Raw genomic sequence first — 17,618 nt, forward strand, 5'->3', positions numbered from 1 at the left:
AAAATGCGGCCTTCGTCGTCATCTCAGCTCCTCCCCGGTTCGCGCTGGTTTATCAGGCCCTCGAGCATCGCAAGGTCGTCGGGCGCCAGCCAGGTCTCGTCCAGCGCGGCACCACCGGCCTTCTGGATCGCCGCGTTCAGGGGCCCGGCCCAGGTGTGCTCGATCAGGGCGACAGCGGCGACGGACCCGGGTGGCACGGCATCGGCCACGGACCACGTCGAGACACCGGCTGTGATGTCGTCGGCTTCGTCCTCACCTTCGGCTCGACCGAGAAGCCTGGCCGCCAGTCCGCCAAGTCCTGCGTCCGCGCCGGCCGGCGCGGCCAGCGTCTCGACCGTGCCGTCCCCGGCGCGCGAGACGAGGAGCAGGTCGACCAGGCGGACAATTCCAGCCTGTCGGAGCCGGGTGAACTCGGCGAGGATCTCGCCGGAGAATGCCGGGTGGTCGAACCCGACGACCAGCACCTGCACCGGCCCCATCATCGATTCACCCGCGCCCGCAAGTCCTGAAACTCCTCAGCGGTGATCACGCCCGTGTCGAGCAGCTGTTGCAATGCCGGGAGCGGGTCCGCCCTCGGTGTCGCGGCCGGCCGCGGCTGCACGTGGGACGGATGGGATGCCGCGTAGGCCTGCGCCGGCGAGAGTCGGCCACCGTAATACGGGACATTGCCGGTCATACCGGAACGCCGCAACTGCCTTGGCACCAACAACATCGGTCCTCCTTCTCGACCTACCGCCAGGCTTGTCCAGCCACCGCGGCTACGCCTCATCCTCGGCGGGGCATCACCGATCGACCGACGGGTACGCCAGACCCCATGTTCGCCAGCCATACGACGACGAACACGACGAGGTTGCCCAGTACCACCTGGACGAGCGGAGGCTCGGTCATGCGGGTACGCATGTGCAGGTAGACCGGGATGCCGATGAGCATGGCGAAACCGGCCAGGAGGAACGGGCCCCACACCTGATACCAGTTGTCCTGACCGGTGTTGCGCGAGTACCAGATGAACAGGACCGAGAAGATCAGCGAAACGCCGGCAACTATGACGTCCCGGGCGAAGCGCGCCGTATGCAGCTCGCGGCGGTTGAAGACCGCGGCGCCACTGGTGCCCATGAAGCTGACCGCCATGGCGATGCTGCCCAGCACGGCCGAGGCGATGATCCCCACGGCCGGAACCCCACGGCTCGAAAGCCGCCCGAACGCGGCCGGGAACAGGCCGTCGTGCGCGGCGGCCAGCGGCATCTCGGCGCCGATCATGATCCAGCCGTTGAGCGTGCCGATGCCCGAGATGATCACGGCGATCGCCACCAGCTTCCCGGCCCAGGACCCGCCGCCGACCATGACGTCCGCGGCCACCGAGTACGAGGCCTTGTTCTCGTCCTTGGCCAGCTCCGTCGTGGGCACCGAGCCGAAGACCGCGACCATCGACAACAGATAGACCACGGAGGCCGCCAGCGTGCCGAGCACGGTCGCCCGGGAACGTTGCGCTCCGGGTTGCGGACCTTGGCGGCCGCCACCGCAGCCGTCTCGACGCCGAGGTACCTGAACAGGCAGATGTCGCCCGCCAACCGCAGCATGCCGTCCCGGCCGGCATGCAGGCTGAAGCCTTGGTCACGGGATCGGCGGATGTGCAGGCGTTTGGCGTCACAAAACATCCACAACCGCCGCAGACCGCAAATCCCTCGATCAGGTAACCGTCCGGACCCGTCCGGCCGGGCTCGCATGGTCCTTCGCCGGGGATCCTCCGCCGCGGATGACGACGACAAGGTGCCGTGAGGGCAGGGTGATACCGGAGCGCCACACGCAACGAGGGAGGCGCCCATGCCGCTGGTGGAACTTCCGTCGCCGGCCACCCGAAACGGCCGAGCCCCCGAGGCTCAGCCGGTGACCGCGGCGACGTCGGTCCCGGACCTCGACGAGGCGTACCAGCAAGCTCACCGAGAACTCGAGGCGCTCAAGCACGACCACCGAAGGGTCGCTCGCAAGTTGCGGGCCGAGAAGGAGCTACGTCCCTGGCAGGTGGAGCTTCTCAAGCTGCAGAAGCACCTCGAGGCCCATCGCATGCGGATGATCGTGCTGTTCGAAGGACGAGACGCGGCGGGCAAGGGCGGAACCATCCGGCGGGCCACCCGGTACATGAACGAGAAGCACTATCGGGTGGTCGCGCTCGGCAAGCCCACCGAGGACCAGCGCTCGGAGTGGTATTTCCAGCGGTATGTGGCCCAGCTGCCCGCGGGCGGGGAGATCGTGCTGTTCGACCGCAGCTGGTACAACCGCGCGATGGTCGAGCCGGTGTTCGGCTTCTGCACCGACCAGGAGTACCAACACTTCATGCTCGGCGTCACCGGGTTCGAGAAGGACCTCGTGCGGCAGGGCACCATCCTGGTCAAGCTCTACTTCAGCGTCACCCGGGAGGAACAGCGCCGGCGGTTCGCGCGCCGGCTCGACGACCCGCTGCGGCAATGGAAGTTCAGCGAGATCGACATGCAGGCGCAAGACCGCTGGGACGAGTTCACCACCCGCAAGTACGAGATGCTCAAGCGGACGAGCACCGCCAGCGCCCCGTGGGTGATCGTCCGGTCCGGTGACAAGCGGCGCGCCCGGATCAACGCGATCAAGGTCATGCTCAACGCGGTCGACTACGAAGGGCGCGACCCCGGCCTCGACTTCGAGCCGGACGGCGACGTGGTGCTCTCCGGGACCGAGGAGATCCTCCTGATGGAGGCCGAACGCGCCCGCAGCGGCAGCTTCACCAGCTGAGGCACCACACCGGTGACCAAGGCCCTTGTCGGCTCGGGGAAGCGCGCCGCGACCGAAGCGGCACGCGGGCACGGCCGCACCGAGGGCTACGGCAGTTCTTGGCCCCAGCGGGCGAACTGGGCACGCGCCTGACGTTCGCCGCGGGCCAGGAGCAGCGAACGCCCGCCCGGCAAGCGGCCGAGGCCCTGGCTGACCACGAGGTTGGCGGCGACCCGAGCGAGGCCGTACCACGGTGGGCGGGCGGGCAGGCCGAGGTCGTGCATCGCCCGCCGGCCGAGCAGCCAGGTGCTGACCGAGAGCGCCCTCTCCCGCTCATAAACCCGCCGCCAGCGCGATCGGGCCACGTCGTCGTTCATGTGGATCAGGGCCCGGGCCAGGTCGACGCTGTTCTGGTCGGGTGGCGGGTCGTAGGCGAGGAAGTGATAGAGCAGGCGGCGGCCCCGGGACTCGGTGTGCGGGAGCCAGTCGTCGTCCACGCCCATCAGCCAGCCGACGTAGGACCAGAGGTGCATCACCGCGCGTGCGTCGGCGCGTGTCACGCGTACGCCCAAAAGGCGCAAGTGAAGCAGGAAGCTGGTGCTGAAGATGCCGAGCGTGCTCGCTAGGTCGTATTGATTCACGGGCACGCCGCGCTTGTCCCACTCCCAGGACGGGTCGGCCTCGAGCTTGGCATTGACCAGCGCGTGCATCACCCGTACGTGCAGAGTCAGCCGGAATCCCTCGCCGTCGGGCGCCAAGCCGCCCGGAGCCGTGACCGCCCGCCACCAGACCGACGTCTCGCGGATCCGGCGCAGCGTCTCCCCGCCCGTGAGTCGCCCGGTGCGCACGAGAGGCTCGAGGGCCGCGGCGGTGCGATACCCGCCGAGGAGTGAACCGTAGGCCAGCACGAGGCCGGCGTCCATGCCGAAAGCGCGGCAGGCCGAGGCGCCCCGCGCGAGCAGTCGATCGTCCACCCACGACGGCCGATCCCGTACGGTGTCGAAGAAATCCCGCACCGGTTGCGGCACGTCGGCGTCCGCACCCGCGGCGAGCGCCCGGTGCAGATCCTTGGTTCGCACGGCCTTCACGAGCGCGGCGGCGGTCTCGTCCCGCCGCATCAGCCCGTCACGCAGCGTGGCCAACTCGTCCGCGGTCGGCCGCGCGTCACGCCCGGCAACCAGGCGCAGGGGGCGGGCGGCGCGCTCGCCCCACTCGCGGTCGGCACCGAAACGGCTGGGCATACCACCACGATAGGGCGGGCGGCGGCTAGAACCAGAGCATCCCCTGGCCGTGCGGGCGGCACCAGGCGAGCGGCCGGCCGTCGAGCGCCAGGATGTTGAAGAGCGTCTTGTCGGGAGGGCTCGGGAGGTTCTCGTACTCGATCACGGTCGGGCTCTCCACCGAGATCCAATGACCAGGCATCCCCCGTACGAGATGAAGGAAGGCCTCTTGGCGCGGAGCCGGCACCTGATAGAGGACCGACGTGTGGAACACGACCAGCGTGGCGTCCCGGGGCGCACGCTCGGCCAGGGCCGGAAGGTCATCGACCAGGTCGCCGCGCAGCAGCAGGGGCGGATCGGCGGCGGCCACCCGCGCGGCGGCCCGGAGCCGTTCGCGGCGATGGGCGTGCTCCGGCCAGATCAGCGACTCCAGCCAGCGCCGGTCGGCTGGGTCGGTGATGTCGCGCGGGTGGAGATCGAGACCGGCGCGCCACACCACCTCGGGCAGCCGGCGCGGCGGCTCGCGGCCCTCGAGCGCACAGTCCAGCACCGGCTCGCCCGTGCCCAGCCGGGTGTCGCCGTACCGATAGGAATAGTGATCCGGGAAGAGGTTGAGGCCGGCCGAGGCGCCGATCTCCAGCAGCGCGATCGGCTGGGGCAGGTCGGCGAGCACGGGCAGCAGCAGCGCGCACCGGCCGACCTCGTTGGTCTGCGTGGCCCGCGTCCGCATCTCGGCCTCGACCTCGGGCCAGCGCCCCGCCGTGAACTCGAGGAAGGCGCCCGGGTCGGTGACCGGGCCGTCCAGGAACCGGACGGCCGCGAACAACAGGTTCGGCTGACGCTTCGCGGGTGGGAGGGTCTCCAGCCGGGCGAGCAGGTCGCGGTCGCGAGACACCGCAATCGAGAGGCTTTCGTACGCCGGGGAGACGTCATGGGCTTCGCGCACGGCGAACTCGGCGTAGGTCATGGCGGTCGACACGCACCCCATGATGCCGCCGGTGAACCATCCGCGGGGGGTGACTCCGGGCGGGCGCGTCCCGTGCCACCGTGTCGTGATGGCGAAGCACAAGGTTCTGGAAGCCACCCCGGACGCGTCGCAGCCTCTCCCTCGGATGAAGGAGAAGGAGTACCAGCACGAACTGCGCCGGCTCCACGGTGAGCTCGTCGCGATGCAGGAGTGGATCAAGAAGACCGGCGCCAAGGTGTGCATCGTGTTCGAGGGCCGGGACACGGCCGGCAAGGGCGGGACGATCAAGGCGATCACCGAGCGGGTCAGCCCGCGCACGTTCCGGGTGGTCGCACTGTCGGCGCCGACCGACCGCGAGAAGTCCCAGATGTACATCCAGCGGTACATCCCGCACCTGCCCGGTGCCGGGGACGTCGTGATCTTCGACCGGAGCTGGTACAACCGGGCTGGGGTCGAGCGGGTGCTGGGCTTCTGCACGCCCGAGCAGTCCGACCAGTTCCTGCGGCAGGTGCCCGAGGTCGAGCGGGCGATCGTCGAGTCCGGGGTGATCCTGGTCAAGTACTGGCTCGAGGTCAGCGCGGACGAGCAGACGCGGCGGCTGGAGAGCCGCATCAACGACCCGCGCAAGTACTGGAAGCTGTCCGACATGGACCTCAAGTCGTACAGCCGCTGGTACGACTACTCGCGGGCGCGGGACGAGATGTTCCGGACCACCGACACGGCCTGGGCGCCGTGGTTCGTGGCGAACACCGACGACAAGAAGCGCGGGCGGCTCAACGTGATCACGCATCTGCTGTCGCAGGTGCCGTACAAGCCGCTGGCGCACCGGGAGGTGGCGCTCCCGAAGCGCCAGAAATCGGACGGATACCACGAGCCGGCGCTTACGGTGCGGCGCATTCCCACCCCGTACGGAATCACGGTGTGACGTTTTGGTCTTTGAGCTTTTCGGACATTGACTGTGTGCGAGGCACGAACCGGACCGGAAAGAGTCCTTACTATTCAGCGAGGCGTTAAACGTCTTGAGCGTCATGGGGTCCTGCGGCGATGGTCGACGGGTCGAGCCGGCCACCGGGCGCGCAGGCCGCCGTGGCGGTTGGAACGACGGGGGATCGTCCCAGCGGGGGCGCGTGCGGCGGCGGCTCGACGGGCGCGGCCGCGTCGGTGCCCGTTATTCGTGGCGCTTATTCGCGGCGCTTTATGCGCGGCCGCGCCCATTAATGGTGGTTCGGCCCACTTTGTGCGGGTGGGTGGTATCGCCATGCCCGGATAAACTTCCTTGCTCCACTGCAAGGTAATCCGGAGGCCGACCCTGCTGCGCGTCATCTTCACGCCGGAAGACATCGGCCGTGTCCGCATGGCCGGCGAACCGGACCCGATGTGGGAGACCGTTTTCAGCGTGTTCCGGCTGATGCGTCCCGGCCAGACGCCGATCTTCGGCCCGTGGCGCGAACAGGTCGTGCGCAACTCCCGGCGGTCCGACCTCGACATCCTGCTTCCGCTCGTGCGCGGCGCCTACTATCCCGACTTTCTCACGCCCGCGGAGGGCCGGCTCGGTCTCCCGTACGCGATCGAGGCCCTGCTCTCGACGCCGGCGACCCGCCTGCGGCAGGACATGACCGAGCTGGCCCGGCTCGGCGAGCCCACGCCGTGGTGGATGCGGCGGCTGGCCGAGGGCGACCGGCCGGTGCTCGAGCGGGTGGCCGGGGCGATGCGCTCCCACTACGAGGTGGCCGTAGCGCCGTACTGGTCGGAGGCACAGGCCCACGTCGAGGCCGACCGCGCCCGCCGAGCCCGGGCCTTGCTCGACCAGGGCGCCGAGGGCCTGTTGGAGAGCTTCCGCCCGATGATGCAGTGGAGCTCGCCGGTGCTGGAGGTCGACACCCCGTTCGAGCAGACGATCGAGCTGGGCGGCCGCGGCCTGATCCTGGTCCCGTCCTACTTCTCGTGGGGCGCTCCCGACGTGCTGCGTGACCCGTTACTCCCACCCGTGCTGGTCTACCCGGTCGAGCGCGATCCGGCGGCCTTCTGGGCGGCCGGCCCCGCGGCGAACGGCGGCTCGGTGGCAGCACTGATCGGCCAGACCCGAACCTCGGTCCTGGAGTCGATCGGCGACGGCAGTACCACCTCGGAGCTGGCCCGGCGTGTGGGCGTGAGCGCGGCCTCGGTCAGCCAGCACACGGCTGTTCTGCGCGAGGCCCGCCTGATCCACACGAGCCGCGCCGGGAAGGCTGTGCTCCATACGATTACGCCGTTGGGCGCCGCGCTGCTCGGAGATCGTCCGGTACCGGCGCCCTCCGCAGCCCAGGCCCCGTCGCCTGCCGCAGCCCCGGTCCCGGCTCCGGAATCCCGCCGCCCATCCGACTGAGCCACTCGCCCGCGCGGGCCGCCGCGCCGACTTTTCGCCGCGCCCGCCGCGCCCACTCTCCGCCGTGCCCTCGCGGCCCTGCGCCCCCTCTTCGCCGCCCTCGCAGCCCTGCGCCCCCTCTTCGCCGCTCCCGCGGCCCGTGCCACTTTCCCGTGCGGCCGGGCGCTGGCGGCGGATGGTTAGGCTCGCGGGATCATGAGGCTCGTCCGGCGGCGCCGCCGCGTACTGCTGATCGCCGCCGCCGCCATGCTCGTGGCGCTGCTCGTCATCAGCGCACCCTGGGGCTGGACGGAGATCTCCGCGCACGGTCACGTGCACGCCGAGGCCGACGCGCCCTCCGCCGACGTGGCGATCGTCCTCGGCACCGAGGTGACCGTCGACGGCACGCCGTCACCGCGCCTGGCCGGCCGCCTCGAGACCGCCGCCGCCCTGGTCAAGGCCGGCAAGGCCCGCGTCGTGCTGGTCTCCGGCGACAGCAACGGCGGCTCCGGCGACGAGCCCACCGCGATGGCCGCCTACCTGACCAGGCTGGGCGTCGACGCCCGCCGCATAGTCACCGACCCGTACGGCCTCGACACCTACGACACCTGCATCCGCGCCCGCGACGTCTACGGCGTCACCCGCGCCCTGGTGGTCACGCAGTCCTACCACGTCTCCCGCGCCGTGACCCTGTGCCGCCACGTGGGCATAGACGCCGAGGGTGTGGTCTCCCGCTGCCATTGCCCGACCACGCTGCTGGTCGAGAAGTCCGTCCGCGACTACTTCGCCGGCGGCAAGGCCGCCTGGGACGCCATCCGCAATCGCCCGCCCGCGGTCCTGTCTCCCCCGGACCCGGCAGTCCAGCAAGCTCTTCAGAACGCCTAGATCACCCCCTGCCCCTCAGAAGTCCGCGACCACATACGGCATCGCGCGCGGGAACATCGAGGCCAACGCCGGTACCGCCTCGGCCGGGACCGCACCCAGGCCGCGCGCCGCGACCTCGATCGGGTCCAGCACCCCGTACAGCAAACCGCTGAAACCCCCGACGCTCAGAGTGACCGACGGTGTGGTGGCCTTGGCCACCGTGAGGTCGCCGCCGACCGACTCCAGGCGCCAGACGCCGCCGATCAGCTCGTCGTCCGGGATCTCGATCGTGATCGCGCCCGGCCCGACCGGGGTGCCGGCCAGCGCCTCCATGTCGAGCACGCGCGCCATCGGCCCGCCGCGTGTCGGGAAGTCGACTCGGCCCTCGGCGGTCACGGTCAGGTCGGTGCCCCAGAGCTCGGGCACCTCGTCGGTGCTGATCTGCACGACGACCCGCGACACCTGGTCGACGTGCCGCGCGAAGAACTGCAGCAGCAGTGCCCGCCCCAGCGACCCGGTGCAGTGCAGGTGGCCCGCGGCCAGTTCCCCGCCATGGCGATCCACCCGGTAGCGAACCGCGCCCACCACCTCGCCGTCGACCCGGGCCACCGCCACCCAGTACCGGTCGTCGCGGAACTCGGCCGCCCGCACCGCATCGAAGACCGCGAACCCGTGTCGCTCGGTGAGCAGGCGTCGCTGCAGCCCGTCCCACGCGTCGAAGCCCTCGGCCATCGGCACCCGCTCGACCTCACCGGGCAGCTCGGCCCGCAGCAGATGGCCCAGCCCCTCGGGCGCGAACGCCGCCGTGCGATGCCGCGGAATCCCGACAAAACCGAAACGGGCGTAGAAGCTCGGCCGGAACGGGTAGAGCACGCTCACCGCGCAGCCCTCGTCCCGCGTCTGCCGCAGCAGCCGGTGCATCAGCTCCCGCACCAGCCCTCGCCGCCGCGCCGCCGGATGCGACGACACCGAGGCCACCCCGGCCATGTCGTGCACGAGCCCGCGAACGTTCTGCCGCATGCGGAACGCCGCCACACCCGCCAGCGTCTGCCCGTCCTCCTCGGCGACCAGCGTCACGGCCGTCTCGTAGAACCGCATCCGCCGGCGATACTTCTCCTCTTCCTCCGCCGACCATGGCGAGGGCATGAACGCGTACGCCTGCAGGGGAAACATCGTCGCGGTGCGCTCCGCCGCCGTGATCTGCCGGAAGTTCATGGCCCAATCCAACACCGCCGGGCACTTGCCCCGCTCGACAGTTTTCCAGCCTGTGGATAACCCACTCCCGCCCTCGCCGCGACGCGCCGAGGCACCCCGGTTTGGCAAGGCCGCGGACGACAGGCTAAGGTTTCATCCGTCGCCGGGGAGTGCAAGCCCCCCGGGAGACAAGCGGACGTAGCGCAGCTGGTAGCGCATCACCTTGCCAAGGTGAGGGTCGCGGGTTCGAATCCCGTCGTCCGCTCGGAGAGGCCTTCACAGGTTATGGTGCGGGGCTGACTCGGTGGAGTGGCCGAGAGGCGAGGCAACGGCCTGCAAAGCCGTGTACACGGGTTCAAATCCCGTCTCCACCTCGGCGAAAGCCAAGGGCGATTGGCGCAGCGGGAGCGCGCTTCCTTGACACGGAAGAGGTCACTGGTTCGATCCCAGTATCGCCCACCATCTATATCAGCAGTTCCTGGGCCCGTTACCGATCATCTGGTAATGGGACTCTGCCGTTCTGGTCGTTACAGTGGGAGCATTTTGGGAGCATCGGTCGCTCCCCGGGGGTGACAACTTCCGTTTTCCGATTGTCCTGCTCCCTGGTGAGCACTTCCTAGTTCCCACGGTTGTCACGTCGGGAGGGGGAGCGGTTCTGCTCCCAGCGGGTCTGCAGGCCCTCAACGAGTCGCTGTTCGACGGCGGCGCTGACGTGGCTGTAGATCCCGCGGACGCCGGGAAGGCGGTGACCGAGTCGTTTGGCTTGGGCGGCTTCGGGGACGCCGTCCTCGATGAGCCAGGTTTTGTGGCTGTGGCGCAGGTCGTGGAAGTGCAGCCCTTGGATGATCGTGGGGATGCCGTCGTCCGGGTCGCCCTCGACGGCGGGATGCCAGTGACGGCGGTGGAAGCTGGAACGGCGGTGCAGGCCGCCGTCGCGCCCGGTGAAGACGTGTTCGTGGTGGTGGCTGTTGAGGTGCGTGCGGAGCAGGTCGATCAGGAACTTGGGTAGCAGTATGTCGCGAGCAGCGGCCGGCGTCTTCGGGCTGCCGAGGTCGAGCTTGCCGCCGACTTCGTGCAGGGCTCCGGTGTCGGGGTCGATGAAGATGCGGCCATCGTCGAGCTTGCAGTTCGGTCGGCGAAGTCCGGCGAGTTCGCCCCAGCGCATGCCGGTGTATGCGGCGGTGATCACCAGTGCCTCGTTGGCAGGGCTGAGCCGGGCGGCGATTTCGTTGACCTGGGCTGCCGTGGCCCACGGCCGTTCCGGGCGGTGGGGAGTCGATCCGCGGAGTTTCCGGCAGGGGTTGAGGGCGATGCGGCGTTCTTCGACCGCTTCGCCCATGACCATGGAGAACAGGGTGAGGATGCTGGCGACGGTGGAGTCGGCGCGGGTGCGGCCGAGGTCTTTGACCCAGCGTTTGACAGCCATGCGGGTGATGTCGCTCAGCGGGGTGTCGCCGAAGCGGGGCAGGATGTGGATGTCGAGGTGGGAGCGGTAGCGCTCGTAGGTGGTGGGGCTGACGTCGTGGGCGTCGAGCCATTCGTCGACCCAGGCAGCGAGGGTGATCTTGCCGTGGTCAGGGTTGATGAACACGTTGCGGTCCTGGTCGGTTTCGATGGCGTTCGCGCGGGCGGTGGCAGCGGTTTTGGTGGGGTGGCTGCTGTCGGTGCCGACGCTGCCGTCGGGGTTGCGGAATCGGACGCGCCACATGTCGCCGCGTTTTTCGGCCCAGGCCATTCTGCTGTTTCCTTTCGGTGGGTAGTGGTGTGGTCCGGCCGCTGTCGTAGGCGGCCGGACCACCATGGACGCTCCCCGTGTCAGGGCTGGTCAAGGCCGTACGGCCCGAACGACCACCCGATCAACGTCTGCGCTGCTGGGACGCGGTGCCGGCCGCCCCGGCGGTAATGATCGATTTCAGGTCGTCGGTGGAGAACCTCAGGTGTTTGCCCACGAAGGTGCACGCGATGGCGCGGGCCGTGGCCTTCCGGCGCAGCCAGGACGGGCTGACCTGGAGCAACTCCGCGGCCTGTTCGGCGGTATACAGCTGTAGCGCGCTTGCGGGGGTCTCCTGGTCAACCACGAGGCTGGCCCGAACTCGCGGGACTTGTCCTGGCCCGGAAGACGATCACGTCCTCGTGCTGCACTATCCACTGCGGGTCGCCGGCGGCGACGGCGACTCGCACGTTCTTGCGCTGGAAGAAGGAGACTCTCGGCACGAGTACGCCGTTGCGGATGCCGGCCAACAGAGCGACGCATTCCTCGATCAGATCCAGCCCGGCCGCCGCGCCCGCAGCGACGACCATGCCGGGGATGTCGACGAGTTCCCCGTGCAGCCGGTAGGGCCGGGTGGTGACGACCACGCGTCCGCCGGGGCGCAGGATCGCCACGCATCCGGCGAGGATGTCGGTGAAACCTTCGGCGAGTTCGTCTTGCCCTTGGTAGGCAAGGTTCGCGGCACTGCCGTAACTGTGATTGATCTTGCGGACCTTGCCTCGCTGGGCACCGGGCGTGACGGCACGGCCGTGAGTGGACGACCCATACGGCGGCGAGGTGACCACGAGAGCGACCTGCCCGCGGACGCGTGGCGGCAGCAATGTCGGGAGCTGTCGCGAGTCACCGGTGTAGACCTCGCCGGTTCCGGTGGCGCCGGACTGGGCGGCGAGCGTGACGTTGGCAGCGGCCAGCGCAGCCCACCGGGCCTCGAACTCGATGCCGACGCCGTGCCGGCCAAGGTGCATGGCCTCGACCACGGTGGTGCCGATGCCGGCCATCGGGTCCGCTACAAGATCACCTGGCCGGGAATAGGTGTTGATGACGTACCGGGCGATCGTGGGGAGCATCTTTCCCGGATGGGCGATCGACTCTGCGACGTATCGGCCTTTGCGCAGTTGGCGGGAGTGACTCTGCCCGGTCAGCCACACCGAGCCCGGAATGTCGGAGGCGCCTTCGGTGCTCGTCGCGCCGAGTTGGACGGGTTCGGCCGGCGTGAGCTCAGGCATCGCCGCCCTCCGGTTCGGTCGAGGCGAAGGCCAACAGGTCCCGATGGATGCGCATGTGCCTTCCGGCAAGCAATGGCGGACTGACGATGACGTGCGGCTCGGCGCGCGGCTCGACCTCCGGCATCGCGACGAGCAGCCCCGGGATGTGCTGGTGATAGAGCAGGCCCGCAGCGCGGGCAGCTGCGATGACCGTCGAGCGGCGGCCGATCGTGCCGCGTCCGGGACCGTCGGCCAGCAGGGTGATCATGAATCCGCCAGGGCGTAGCAGTCTGCGCCACGAGCCGAACGCGCGGCTCAGCGCGTGTACGTCGTCGCTGTCGATGCCTAGGCGGGGCAGGGTGGTCAGGACGAGCCGCACGACGGGCATGGCCGTCTCAAGTTGCCCTGTTGCGTCGATGGTTCGGCCGTCATCGGTGCTGAGCACAGCGAGCTGGCGGTTGAGGTGCCGGGTGGCCGCAGCGATGGTTGGGTGCCCGTCGATGTCGAGCACACGGTCACCCTCCCTGGTGTAGTGGGCGATCAGTGTGGCGACGTGAACGGGGTGCAGGCCGTACCAGTCGGCAAGGGCCTCATGGTTGGGATCGCGGTGGCCTCGCCTGTGCGCCGGGCGCAAGAACAGCGCGACGGGCGCCTGATGCGGGCTCCCATAGGTGGGGTCGATCTGCGGCATGGTGGGTAGGCCATGTCTGCCGACAACGCTGACACAGGGGGGAAGCAAAACCAGGTGACGGTTTGGACAAACGCAGGACGATGTCGAACTCTGTACGCCGCGTTTGCCGCCCCTAGAAACATGAACGCAAACGGTTGAACGTGCAGCTCAGCGTGTTGAACACGTCCACCCGTGCGCGGCTGCGCTGACAGCGGCGTGCACCGGTGACCCTCGGCTTGAACAAGATCCTGACCAACGTTGAACAGGCCCCGGTGCACCCTCGCGGTGTCCCCGCTACCGAGGCGCTGACAAAGAGCCAGACAGCGTCGCACCTTGAACGAGATTGCCGTGTTCAAGAACTGTTCCACCGGGCTGGCGTGATGGATGCCGTAAGCGCCGGTTGGCCGACGAGCCAGCGGCATTCATCACCCACACTCCGGGGGAATCCTCATGACCGATTCTGTTCGTACGGTCGCGTCTGTCATGGGCCAGCAGGCGCCGGCCGTGGTGCGGGGCGAGCAGCCCTTCGAGGTCGCGGCGTCCGCATTTGAGTTGCTGACCGTCGGTCCGGATCCGTTGTCGGTCGACGGTGCCGTATTGGGTGGCGGTCTGCCGCCTCGGATCATCGTCTTGTCGGAGCTGGCGGCCCTGCTGATGCACCCTTCGTGCGGCTATGCCGCGAGTGACCGGTCGTGGCGGTTGCTGATCGAGCGAGCCCGCACCGGCGGACCGGCGTGGACGGTCGGCGCGGTCGGTGTGGCGTTGCCGGGCTTGCGGCGGGCCGCCTATCGGCTGCGCCGCTATTCGGGGGATGCCCAGGCCGAGTTGCTGACCGCGTTCGTCGCAGCGCTGGGCACGGTGAAACTGCCGGAACCCCGGGTGGCGCAGCGGCTCCTCACTGTTACCCACACCGCCGCCAGGGCAGCCCTGCGGGCCTCGGATACCCGCGGCCCGACGCTGCAGGCGAGCCCGTCGGCCGTGGCGGCCGACGGCCACGAGGACTTCGTGCTCGCCCGTGCCGTCGCGGCAGGAGTGATCACCGCCGCCGAGGCTGAGCTGATCGGCGTCACTCGCCTTGAGGGGGAGTCATTGGCCGGCTACGCCGCGCGTGCCGGGCGCGGCTACTGGGCGGTGGCCAAGGAACGCGAACGCGCGGAGCGGCGCCTGGTCACGGCGCTGAAGGCCGGTGAGCTCGACGACGGGGACGCCGCCGTGATCCGCGAAGCCACGATGACCCTGGCTCCCGAATGGCCATGTCGCTGACCTGTGAGTTCATGGGTTGCTGTCCAAACAGGAGCCGAAGTCGGCATCTCTGAATGCGGGGTTCTCCCGCAATCGGTAATCACGGGACCGGCCACTCCGACGGCGCTGACAACTCCGCAACGGCTCGCCATCCCTCGTGAGGAGGACGGCCTTCGCGCCGGTCGCCGCAGGTCACCGCATCTCTTGCCTGCTTTGCCTGGCTCCATGCCCCCGTGGGCGTGGAGCCGGAGCGCCCGGAGGTGCTCACGTCTCATGAACTGTCGCCATCTACACCGGCTCGCGGCGGTGTTCCACTGCTCATCGGCCAGCCGCGTTCGGGTCCGTACTGTCCGCTCGGTCTTGCCTGCTGCCGCGGTGCTGCTGGTGCTCGGTGCGCCGCCGCGCGCGGCTTTCGCCGCCGAACCTGGCTCGATGGTGCTGGCGGTGGATTCCGTCGCCCAGGTCTTCAACAACGTCCGCGCGTGGCTGATGGGTCTCCTGTTCGCCTGGGCGAGCCTGTGCCTGACGATCGGATTCCTGCGCTGGACCAGCGGCGAGCCCGACGAGGTAGAGAAAGGCAAACGCACGCTGCGCAACGCCGCCATCGGCTTTGCCGGAGCGCTACTGACCCCGCTGCTGCTGACCATCATCTCGAAGTGGGTCGCATGAAGACCCGCCCGACACGGCCGTCGCGTCACGCCGGGGGCGTGGTGCTGATCGTCCTCGGCGCGGCCCTGATCGCCGGTCTTGCCCTCGGCGGATCGGCGTGGGCGGGGCCGTCCCCAGCCGTGGCGCCCACTCCTGCCGCATCGTCCCCGTCCCGGGCCACGCCGTCCCCGAACCTCTCGTCCCTGCCCGCCGGGACGGGACCATCCGTCCCGTTGTCCCGAGGCGCTACCGCGCCTTCAGCCTCGTCGTCCCAGCCCAACGGCGAGGACAAGGACCCGGGCTTGTTCGACATCTCCGGGCACATCCGCGTGGCGATCAGCGACTTTCTGCTGTGGGTCGCCCGGACCGGGCTGCGGCCAGTGATGGACGCTCTGGCCAGGACCGTGCTGTCCGCGCCGGATTTGACGACGAACCCGCAGGTGAAGACGTTCTGGACGACGGTGCTGGTCGCGGCCAACGGCGTTTATGTGCTGTTCCTGCTCGCCGGGGCATTCATCGTCGCCTCTCACGAGACGCTGAGCCAGTACGGATTCAAGGAGATCGCGCCCCGGCTCGTCGCAGCGGCGGTGCTGTCCAACGTCAGCCTCATCGTGTGCGGCAAGGCCATCGAGGTCGCCAACGCGTTGACAGCCGCCATCGTCGGGCAGGGCGTGGACGGGCCTAAGGCAGCCAGCGCCATCCTCAGCATCCTCGACCAGCCGTTGGCCGGTGCCTCCCCGAACATTCTGCTCGCGCTGCTGGTGCTGGCGGTGATTGTGCTCGGCGTGGTCGTCGTGATCACGTTCGTGCTGCGGACCGCGGTGCTCGTGCTTCTGCTCGGCATCGCCCCGCTGGCCTTGCTGTTCCACGCCACGCCGCAGACCGAAGGCCTCGCGTACACGTGGTGGCGTGCCCTGGGCGCGTGCCTCGGCCTTCAGGTCGGCCAGGGCGTGGTCGTGCTGGTCACGGTGAAGGTGTTCCTCACCCCGGCCGGCCTGGTGATGTTCGGTATGCCCGCCACGGCGGGCGGGCTGCTGGGCGTGCTGATATGCGTCACGATGCTTTGGCTGCTCATCCGGCTGCCCGGGCTGACGAGGCAGTTCGTGCTCGCGCCGCTTGGCCTGCGTAGCCACGGGCGCGGCCTGGTCGGCCAGCTCCTGCAGGCGCATCTGCTCTTTCAGGTCCTGGGCGCTGCCGCCGGGCTGGCGGCCAGTCGAGGCAGGACGCGGGCCGCCCCGGCGGGACGCCGGCCGACCAGCGCCGGACCCGCAGCAACGCCCGGCTCGGTCGTCCCCACGCTTCCTCGCCGTCCCCGCCCGTCGTCCCTGGTTGCGCCGGTGCGATTCAGCCACGCTCCGAGACCGCAGACGCCGTTGGCCGTCCCGGCTGGCGCCGCCGGGCCGCCGACGTTCAGCCACCCGTCACCGCCGGAGACCCCAGACCCCGCCCCGGCGGGCCGGGCACCGGCCGTGCGGTTCTCCCACCCCGCGAGCCCATCGGCCACCCGCCGTGCTGCGGGACCTGCCGCCCCGCCCGTGTTCAGCCATCCTGAACGCCCGGCGACGAGCTCGGCATCAGCACCTGGGCCTGCGGCAACCTCCGCGTCCGGCCCTCCCGCGGCAGGTCCGCCGCACGCGCGGTCCGCACCGGCGGCGCCGGTGTTCTCCTCGGCGCCGGCTGCGGCGTCGTCCCCCATGTCCTCCGCATCGCCACCGTTGGCCCGGCCGCCTCGCGGCAGCGCCGCCGTGACCTTCCGTTCCGCACCGGCGGCTGCGCCCGCACCGGTACGGCGTCGTCCCCGAGGAGGCGAGTGATGAGCCGTTACCGCGATGAGGCTCCGCTGCGGGCCCGGATTCCGGCGGACGTCGAGCGGCCCGATCGGGTCGTGTTCGGCTTGACCTGGCGGCAGTTGATCATCCTGGCCGTCTCGGGTCTGGTGCTGTATGCCGCGTGGTCGGCCGTGGCGTCGGTGGTGCCGCCGCTGGTGTACCTCGTGGTCGCGGTGCCGGTCGCCGGGCTGGCGTTCTTCGTGGCGGTCGGCCGCCGGGAAGGGACCAGCCTGGATGGGTGGCTGCTCGCCGCGCTGCGGTACCGCCGCGCCCCGCACAGGCTCGTCCCGGCCGGTGAGCCGATCACCTCGGCCCCGGGGTGGGTGTCCACCACGGCCGGGCCGGGTGACCGGCTGCCCATCCCGGCACCGCTGCGGCTGCCCGCCCGGGGCATCACCGCAGATGGGCTGATCGACCTCGGCCCGGACGGCACGACCGGCCTGGTCAGGGCGTCCACGGTGGCGTTCGGGCTGCGCACGGCGGCCGAACAGAACGGGCTGGTGGCGGCCTTCGCGCGGTGGCTGCACAGCCTCGACGGGCCGGCGCAGATTCTGGTACGAGCACACCGGGTCGACCTGACCCAGCTGGCCGGGCGGCTGCTGACCGAGGCCAGCGGGCAGCCGCATCCCGCGCTGGAGGCGGCGGCCCGCGCGCACGCCCAGTTCCTGACCGAGCTCGCCGCCTCGCGGCAGTTGTTGCATCGGCAGGTCACCGTCGCGGTGCGCAGCAGACGCGGCCCAGGACCCACGTCGCATCAGGCCGCCGAGGCGGTCCGGGCGCTGGCGGGCTGCGAGGTCGCCGCGCGGGTCCTCGACCCGGCCGAGGCAGCCGCGACCCTGGCCGACGCGCTCCACCCGTCCGCGAACCCGGCCCCGGCGGCGTGGCCGCCGGGGACTCGCTCCAACGAAAGCGAGCAGTGGTGACC

The 17,618-nt window shown here is 70.0% G+C and carries 17 protein-coding genes and 3 tRNA genes; 11 read left to right on the forward strand and 9 right to left on the reverse strand.

Annotated features, from left to right (window positions below; all coding sequences use genetic code 11):
• Window positions 1-23: 23 nt before the first annotated feature.
• Both A3CQ_RS0141170 and A3CQ_RS55860 read right to left on the reverse strand, forming a co-directional pair.
• A complete protein-coding gene (locus A3CQ_RS0141170) occupies window positions 24-479 on the reverse strand; it encodes a DUF6325 family protein (RefSeq protein WP_020516818.1) in 456 nt (151 codons plus the stop codon).
• 286 nt (window positions 480-765) lie between these two features.
• Entirely contained in the window at window positions 766-1,467 is a 702-nt protein-coding gene (locus tag A3CQ_RS55860; protein ID WP_020516820.1) for an amino acid permease, read from the reverse strand.
• Between the two features lie 354 nt (window positions 1,468-1,821).
• Here A3CQ_RS55860 and ppk2 (A3CQ_RS0141185) point away from each other — a divergent pair, with 354 nt between their 5' ends.
• Window positions 1,822-2,760, forward strand: coding sequence for a polyphosphate kinase 2 (gene ppk2, locus A3CQ_RS0141185; protein WP_020516821.1), 939 nt, complete (start codon window positions 1,822-1,824; stop codon window positions 2,758-2,760).
• Window positions 2,761-2,846: 86 nt separating this feature from the next.
• On the opposite strand, the gene A3CQ_RS0141190 is transcribed toward ppk2 (A3CQ_RS0141185), so the two are convergent.
• Together A3CQ_RS0141190 and A3CQ_RS0141195 are read right to left on the reverse strand one after the other, a co-directional pair.
• Complete coding sequence (locus A3CQ_RS0141190) at window positions 2,847-3,980, reverse strand: oxygenase MpaB family protein (protein WP_020516822.1); 1,134 nt, start codon at window positions 3,978-3,980, stop codon at window positions 2,847-2,849.
• Window positions 3,981-4,005: 25 nt separating this feature from the next.
• Window positions 4,006-4,947, reverse strand: a complete 942-nt coding sequence (locus A3CQ_RS0141195; protein WP_085944370.1) for a DUF2332 domain-containing protein — start codon at window positions 4,945-4,947, stop codon at window positions 4,006-4,008.
• Between the two features lie 67 nt (window positions 4,948-5,014).
• On the opposite strand from A3CQ_RS0141195, the gene ppk2 (A3CQ_RS0141200) reads away from it, so the two are divergent.
• The 3 genes from ppk2 (A3CQ_RS0141200) to A3CQ_RS0141210 all read left to right on the forward strand — a co-directional run bounded on the left by ppk2 (A3CQ_RS0141200) (window position 5,015) and on the right by A3CQ_RS0141210 (window position 8,155).
• Window positions 5,015-5,851 carry a polyphosphate kinase 2 gene (ppk2, locus tag A3CQ_RS0141200; protein WP_040433959.1) on the forward strand — a complete coding sequence of 279 codons (837 nt, stop codon included), beginning with the start codon at window positions 5,015-5,017 and terminating at the stop codon, window positions 5,849-5,851.
• 429 nt (window positions 5,852-6,280) lie between these two features.
• Complete coding sequence (locus tag A3CQ_RS0141205) at window positions 6,281-7,291, forward strand: ArsR/SmtB family transcription factor (RefSeq protein WP_245577582.1); 1,011 nt, start codon at window positions 6,281-6,283, stop codon at window positions 7,289-7,291.
• Window positions 7,292-7,486: 195 nt separating this feature from the next.
• A complete protein-coding gene (locus tag A3CQ_RS0141210) occupies window positions 7,487-8,155 on the forward strand; it encodes a SanA/YdcF family protein (RefSeq protein ID WP_020516826.1) in 669 nt (222 codons plus the stop codon).
• A 15-nt stretch (window positions 8,156-8,170) separates the two neighbouring features.
• On the opposite strand, the gene A3CQ_RS0141215 is transcribed toward A3CQ_RS0141210, so the two are convergent.
• Window positions 8,171-9,349 carry a GNAT family N-acetyltransferase gene (locus A3CQ_RS0141215; RefSeq protein WP_020516827.1) on the reverse strand — a complete coding sequence of 393 codons (1,179 nt, stop codon included), beginning with the start codon at window positions 9,347-9,349 and terminating at the stop codon, window positions 8,171-8,173.
• A gap of 171 nt (window positions 9,350-9,520) precedes the next feature.
• Between A3CQ_RS0141215 and A3CQ_RS0141220 the strand changes: the two genes are divergently transcribed.
• The 3 genes from A3CQ_RS0141220 to A3CQ_RS0141230 all read left to right on the forward strand — a co-directional run bounded on the left by A3CQ_RS0141220 (window position 9,521) and on the right by A3CQ_RS0141230 (window position 9,790).
• A tRNA-Gly gene (locus A3CQ_RS0141220) sits at window positions 9,521-9,593 on the forward strand.
• A gap of 38 nt (window positions 9,594-9,631) precedes the next feature.
• Window positions 9,632-9,702: transfer RNA gene (locus tag A3CQ_RS0141225), tRNA-Cys, on the forward strand.
• Window positions 9,703-9,715: 13 nt separating this feature from the next.
• Window positions 9,716-9,790, forward strand: a tRNA-Val gene (locus A3CQ_RS0141230).
• A gap of 154 nt (window positions 9,791-9,944) precedes the next feature.
• Here A3CQ_RS0141230 and A3CQ_RS0141235 read toward each other — a convergent pair.
• From A3CQ_RS0141235 to A3CQ_RS0141250, 4 genes are all read right to left on the reverse strand, one after another.
• On the reverse strand, window positions 9,945-11,063 hold the full coding sequence (locus A3CQ_RS0141235; protein ID WP_020516828.1) for a tyrosine-type recombinase/integrase: 1,119 nt from the start codon (window positions 11,061-11,063) through the stop codon (window positions 9,945-9,947).
• A gap of 121 nt (window positions 11,064-11,184) precedes the next feature.
• A complete protein-coding gene (locus A3CQ_RS0141240; protein WP_020516829.1) occupies window positions 11,185-11,406 on the reverse strand; it encodes a helix-turn-helix domain-containing protein in 222 nt (73 codons plus the stop codon).
• On the reverse strand, window positions 11,399-12,325 hold the full coding sequence (locus tag A3CQ_RS0141245; RefSeq protein ID WP_020516830.1) for a TRM11 family SAM-dependent methyltransferase: 927 nt from the start codon (window positions 12,323-12,325) through the stop codon (window positions 11,399-11,401). Before A3CQ_RS0141245 ends, A3CQ_RS0141240 begins: the two co-directional genes overlap by 8 nt.
• Entirely contained in the window at window positions 12,318-12,995 is a 678-nt protein-coding gene (locus tag A3CQ_RS0141250) for a hypothetical protein (protein WP_020516831.1), read from the reverse strand. The genes A3CQ_RS0141245 and A3CQ_RS0141250 overlap by 8 nt, the downstream gene beginning before the upstream one ends.
• Window positions 12,996-13,424: 429 nt before the next feature.
• On the opposite strand from A3CQ_RS0141250, the gene A3CQ_RS0141255 reads away from it, so the two are divergent.
• The 4 genes from A3CQ_RS0141255 (at window position 13,425) to A3CQ_RS0141270 (ending at window position 17,616) form a co-directional block, all read left to right on the forward strand.
• On the forward strand, window positions 13,425-14,237 hold the full coding sequence (locus A3CQ_RS0141255) for a hypothetical protein (protein ID WP_026206777.1): 813 nt from the start codon (window positions 13,425-13,427) through the stop codon (window positions 14,235-14,237).
• A 354-nt stretch (window positions 14,238-14,591) separates the two neighbouring features.
• Window positions 14,592-14,885: a pilin gene (locus A3CQ_RS0141260; protein WP_020516833.1), complete on the forward strand. Its 294-nt coding sequence runs from the start codon at window positions 14,592-14,594 to the stop codon at window positions 14,883-14,885.
• Between the two features lie 281 nt (window positions 14,886-15,166).
• Window positions 15,167-16,678, forward strand: coding sequence for a TrbL/VirB6 family protein (locus tag A3CQ_RS0141265; RefSeq protein ID WP_020516834.1), 1,512 nt, complete (start codon window positions 15,167-15,169; stop codon window positions 16,676-16,678).
• Window positions 16,678-17,616, forward strand: coding sequence for a PrgI family protein (locus A3CQ_RS0141270; protein ID WP_020516835.1), 939 nt, complete (start codon window positions 16,678-16,680; stop codon window positions 17,614-17,616). Before A3CQ_RS0141265 ends, A3CQ_RS0141270 begins: the two co-directional genes overlap by 1 nt.
• Window positions 17,617-17,618 lie beyond the last annotated feature (2 nt).

Origin of the sequence: Paractinoplanes globisporus DSM 43857, assembly GCF_000379645.1 — a bacterium.
Lineage (GTDB): Bacteria > Actinomycetota > Actinomycetes > Mycobacteriales > Micromonosporaceae > Actinoplanes > Actinoplanes globisporus.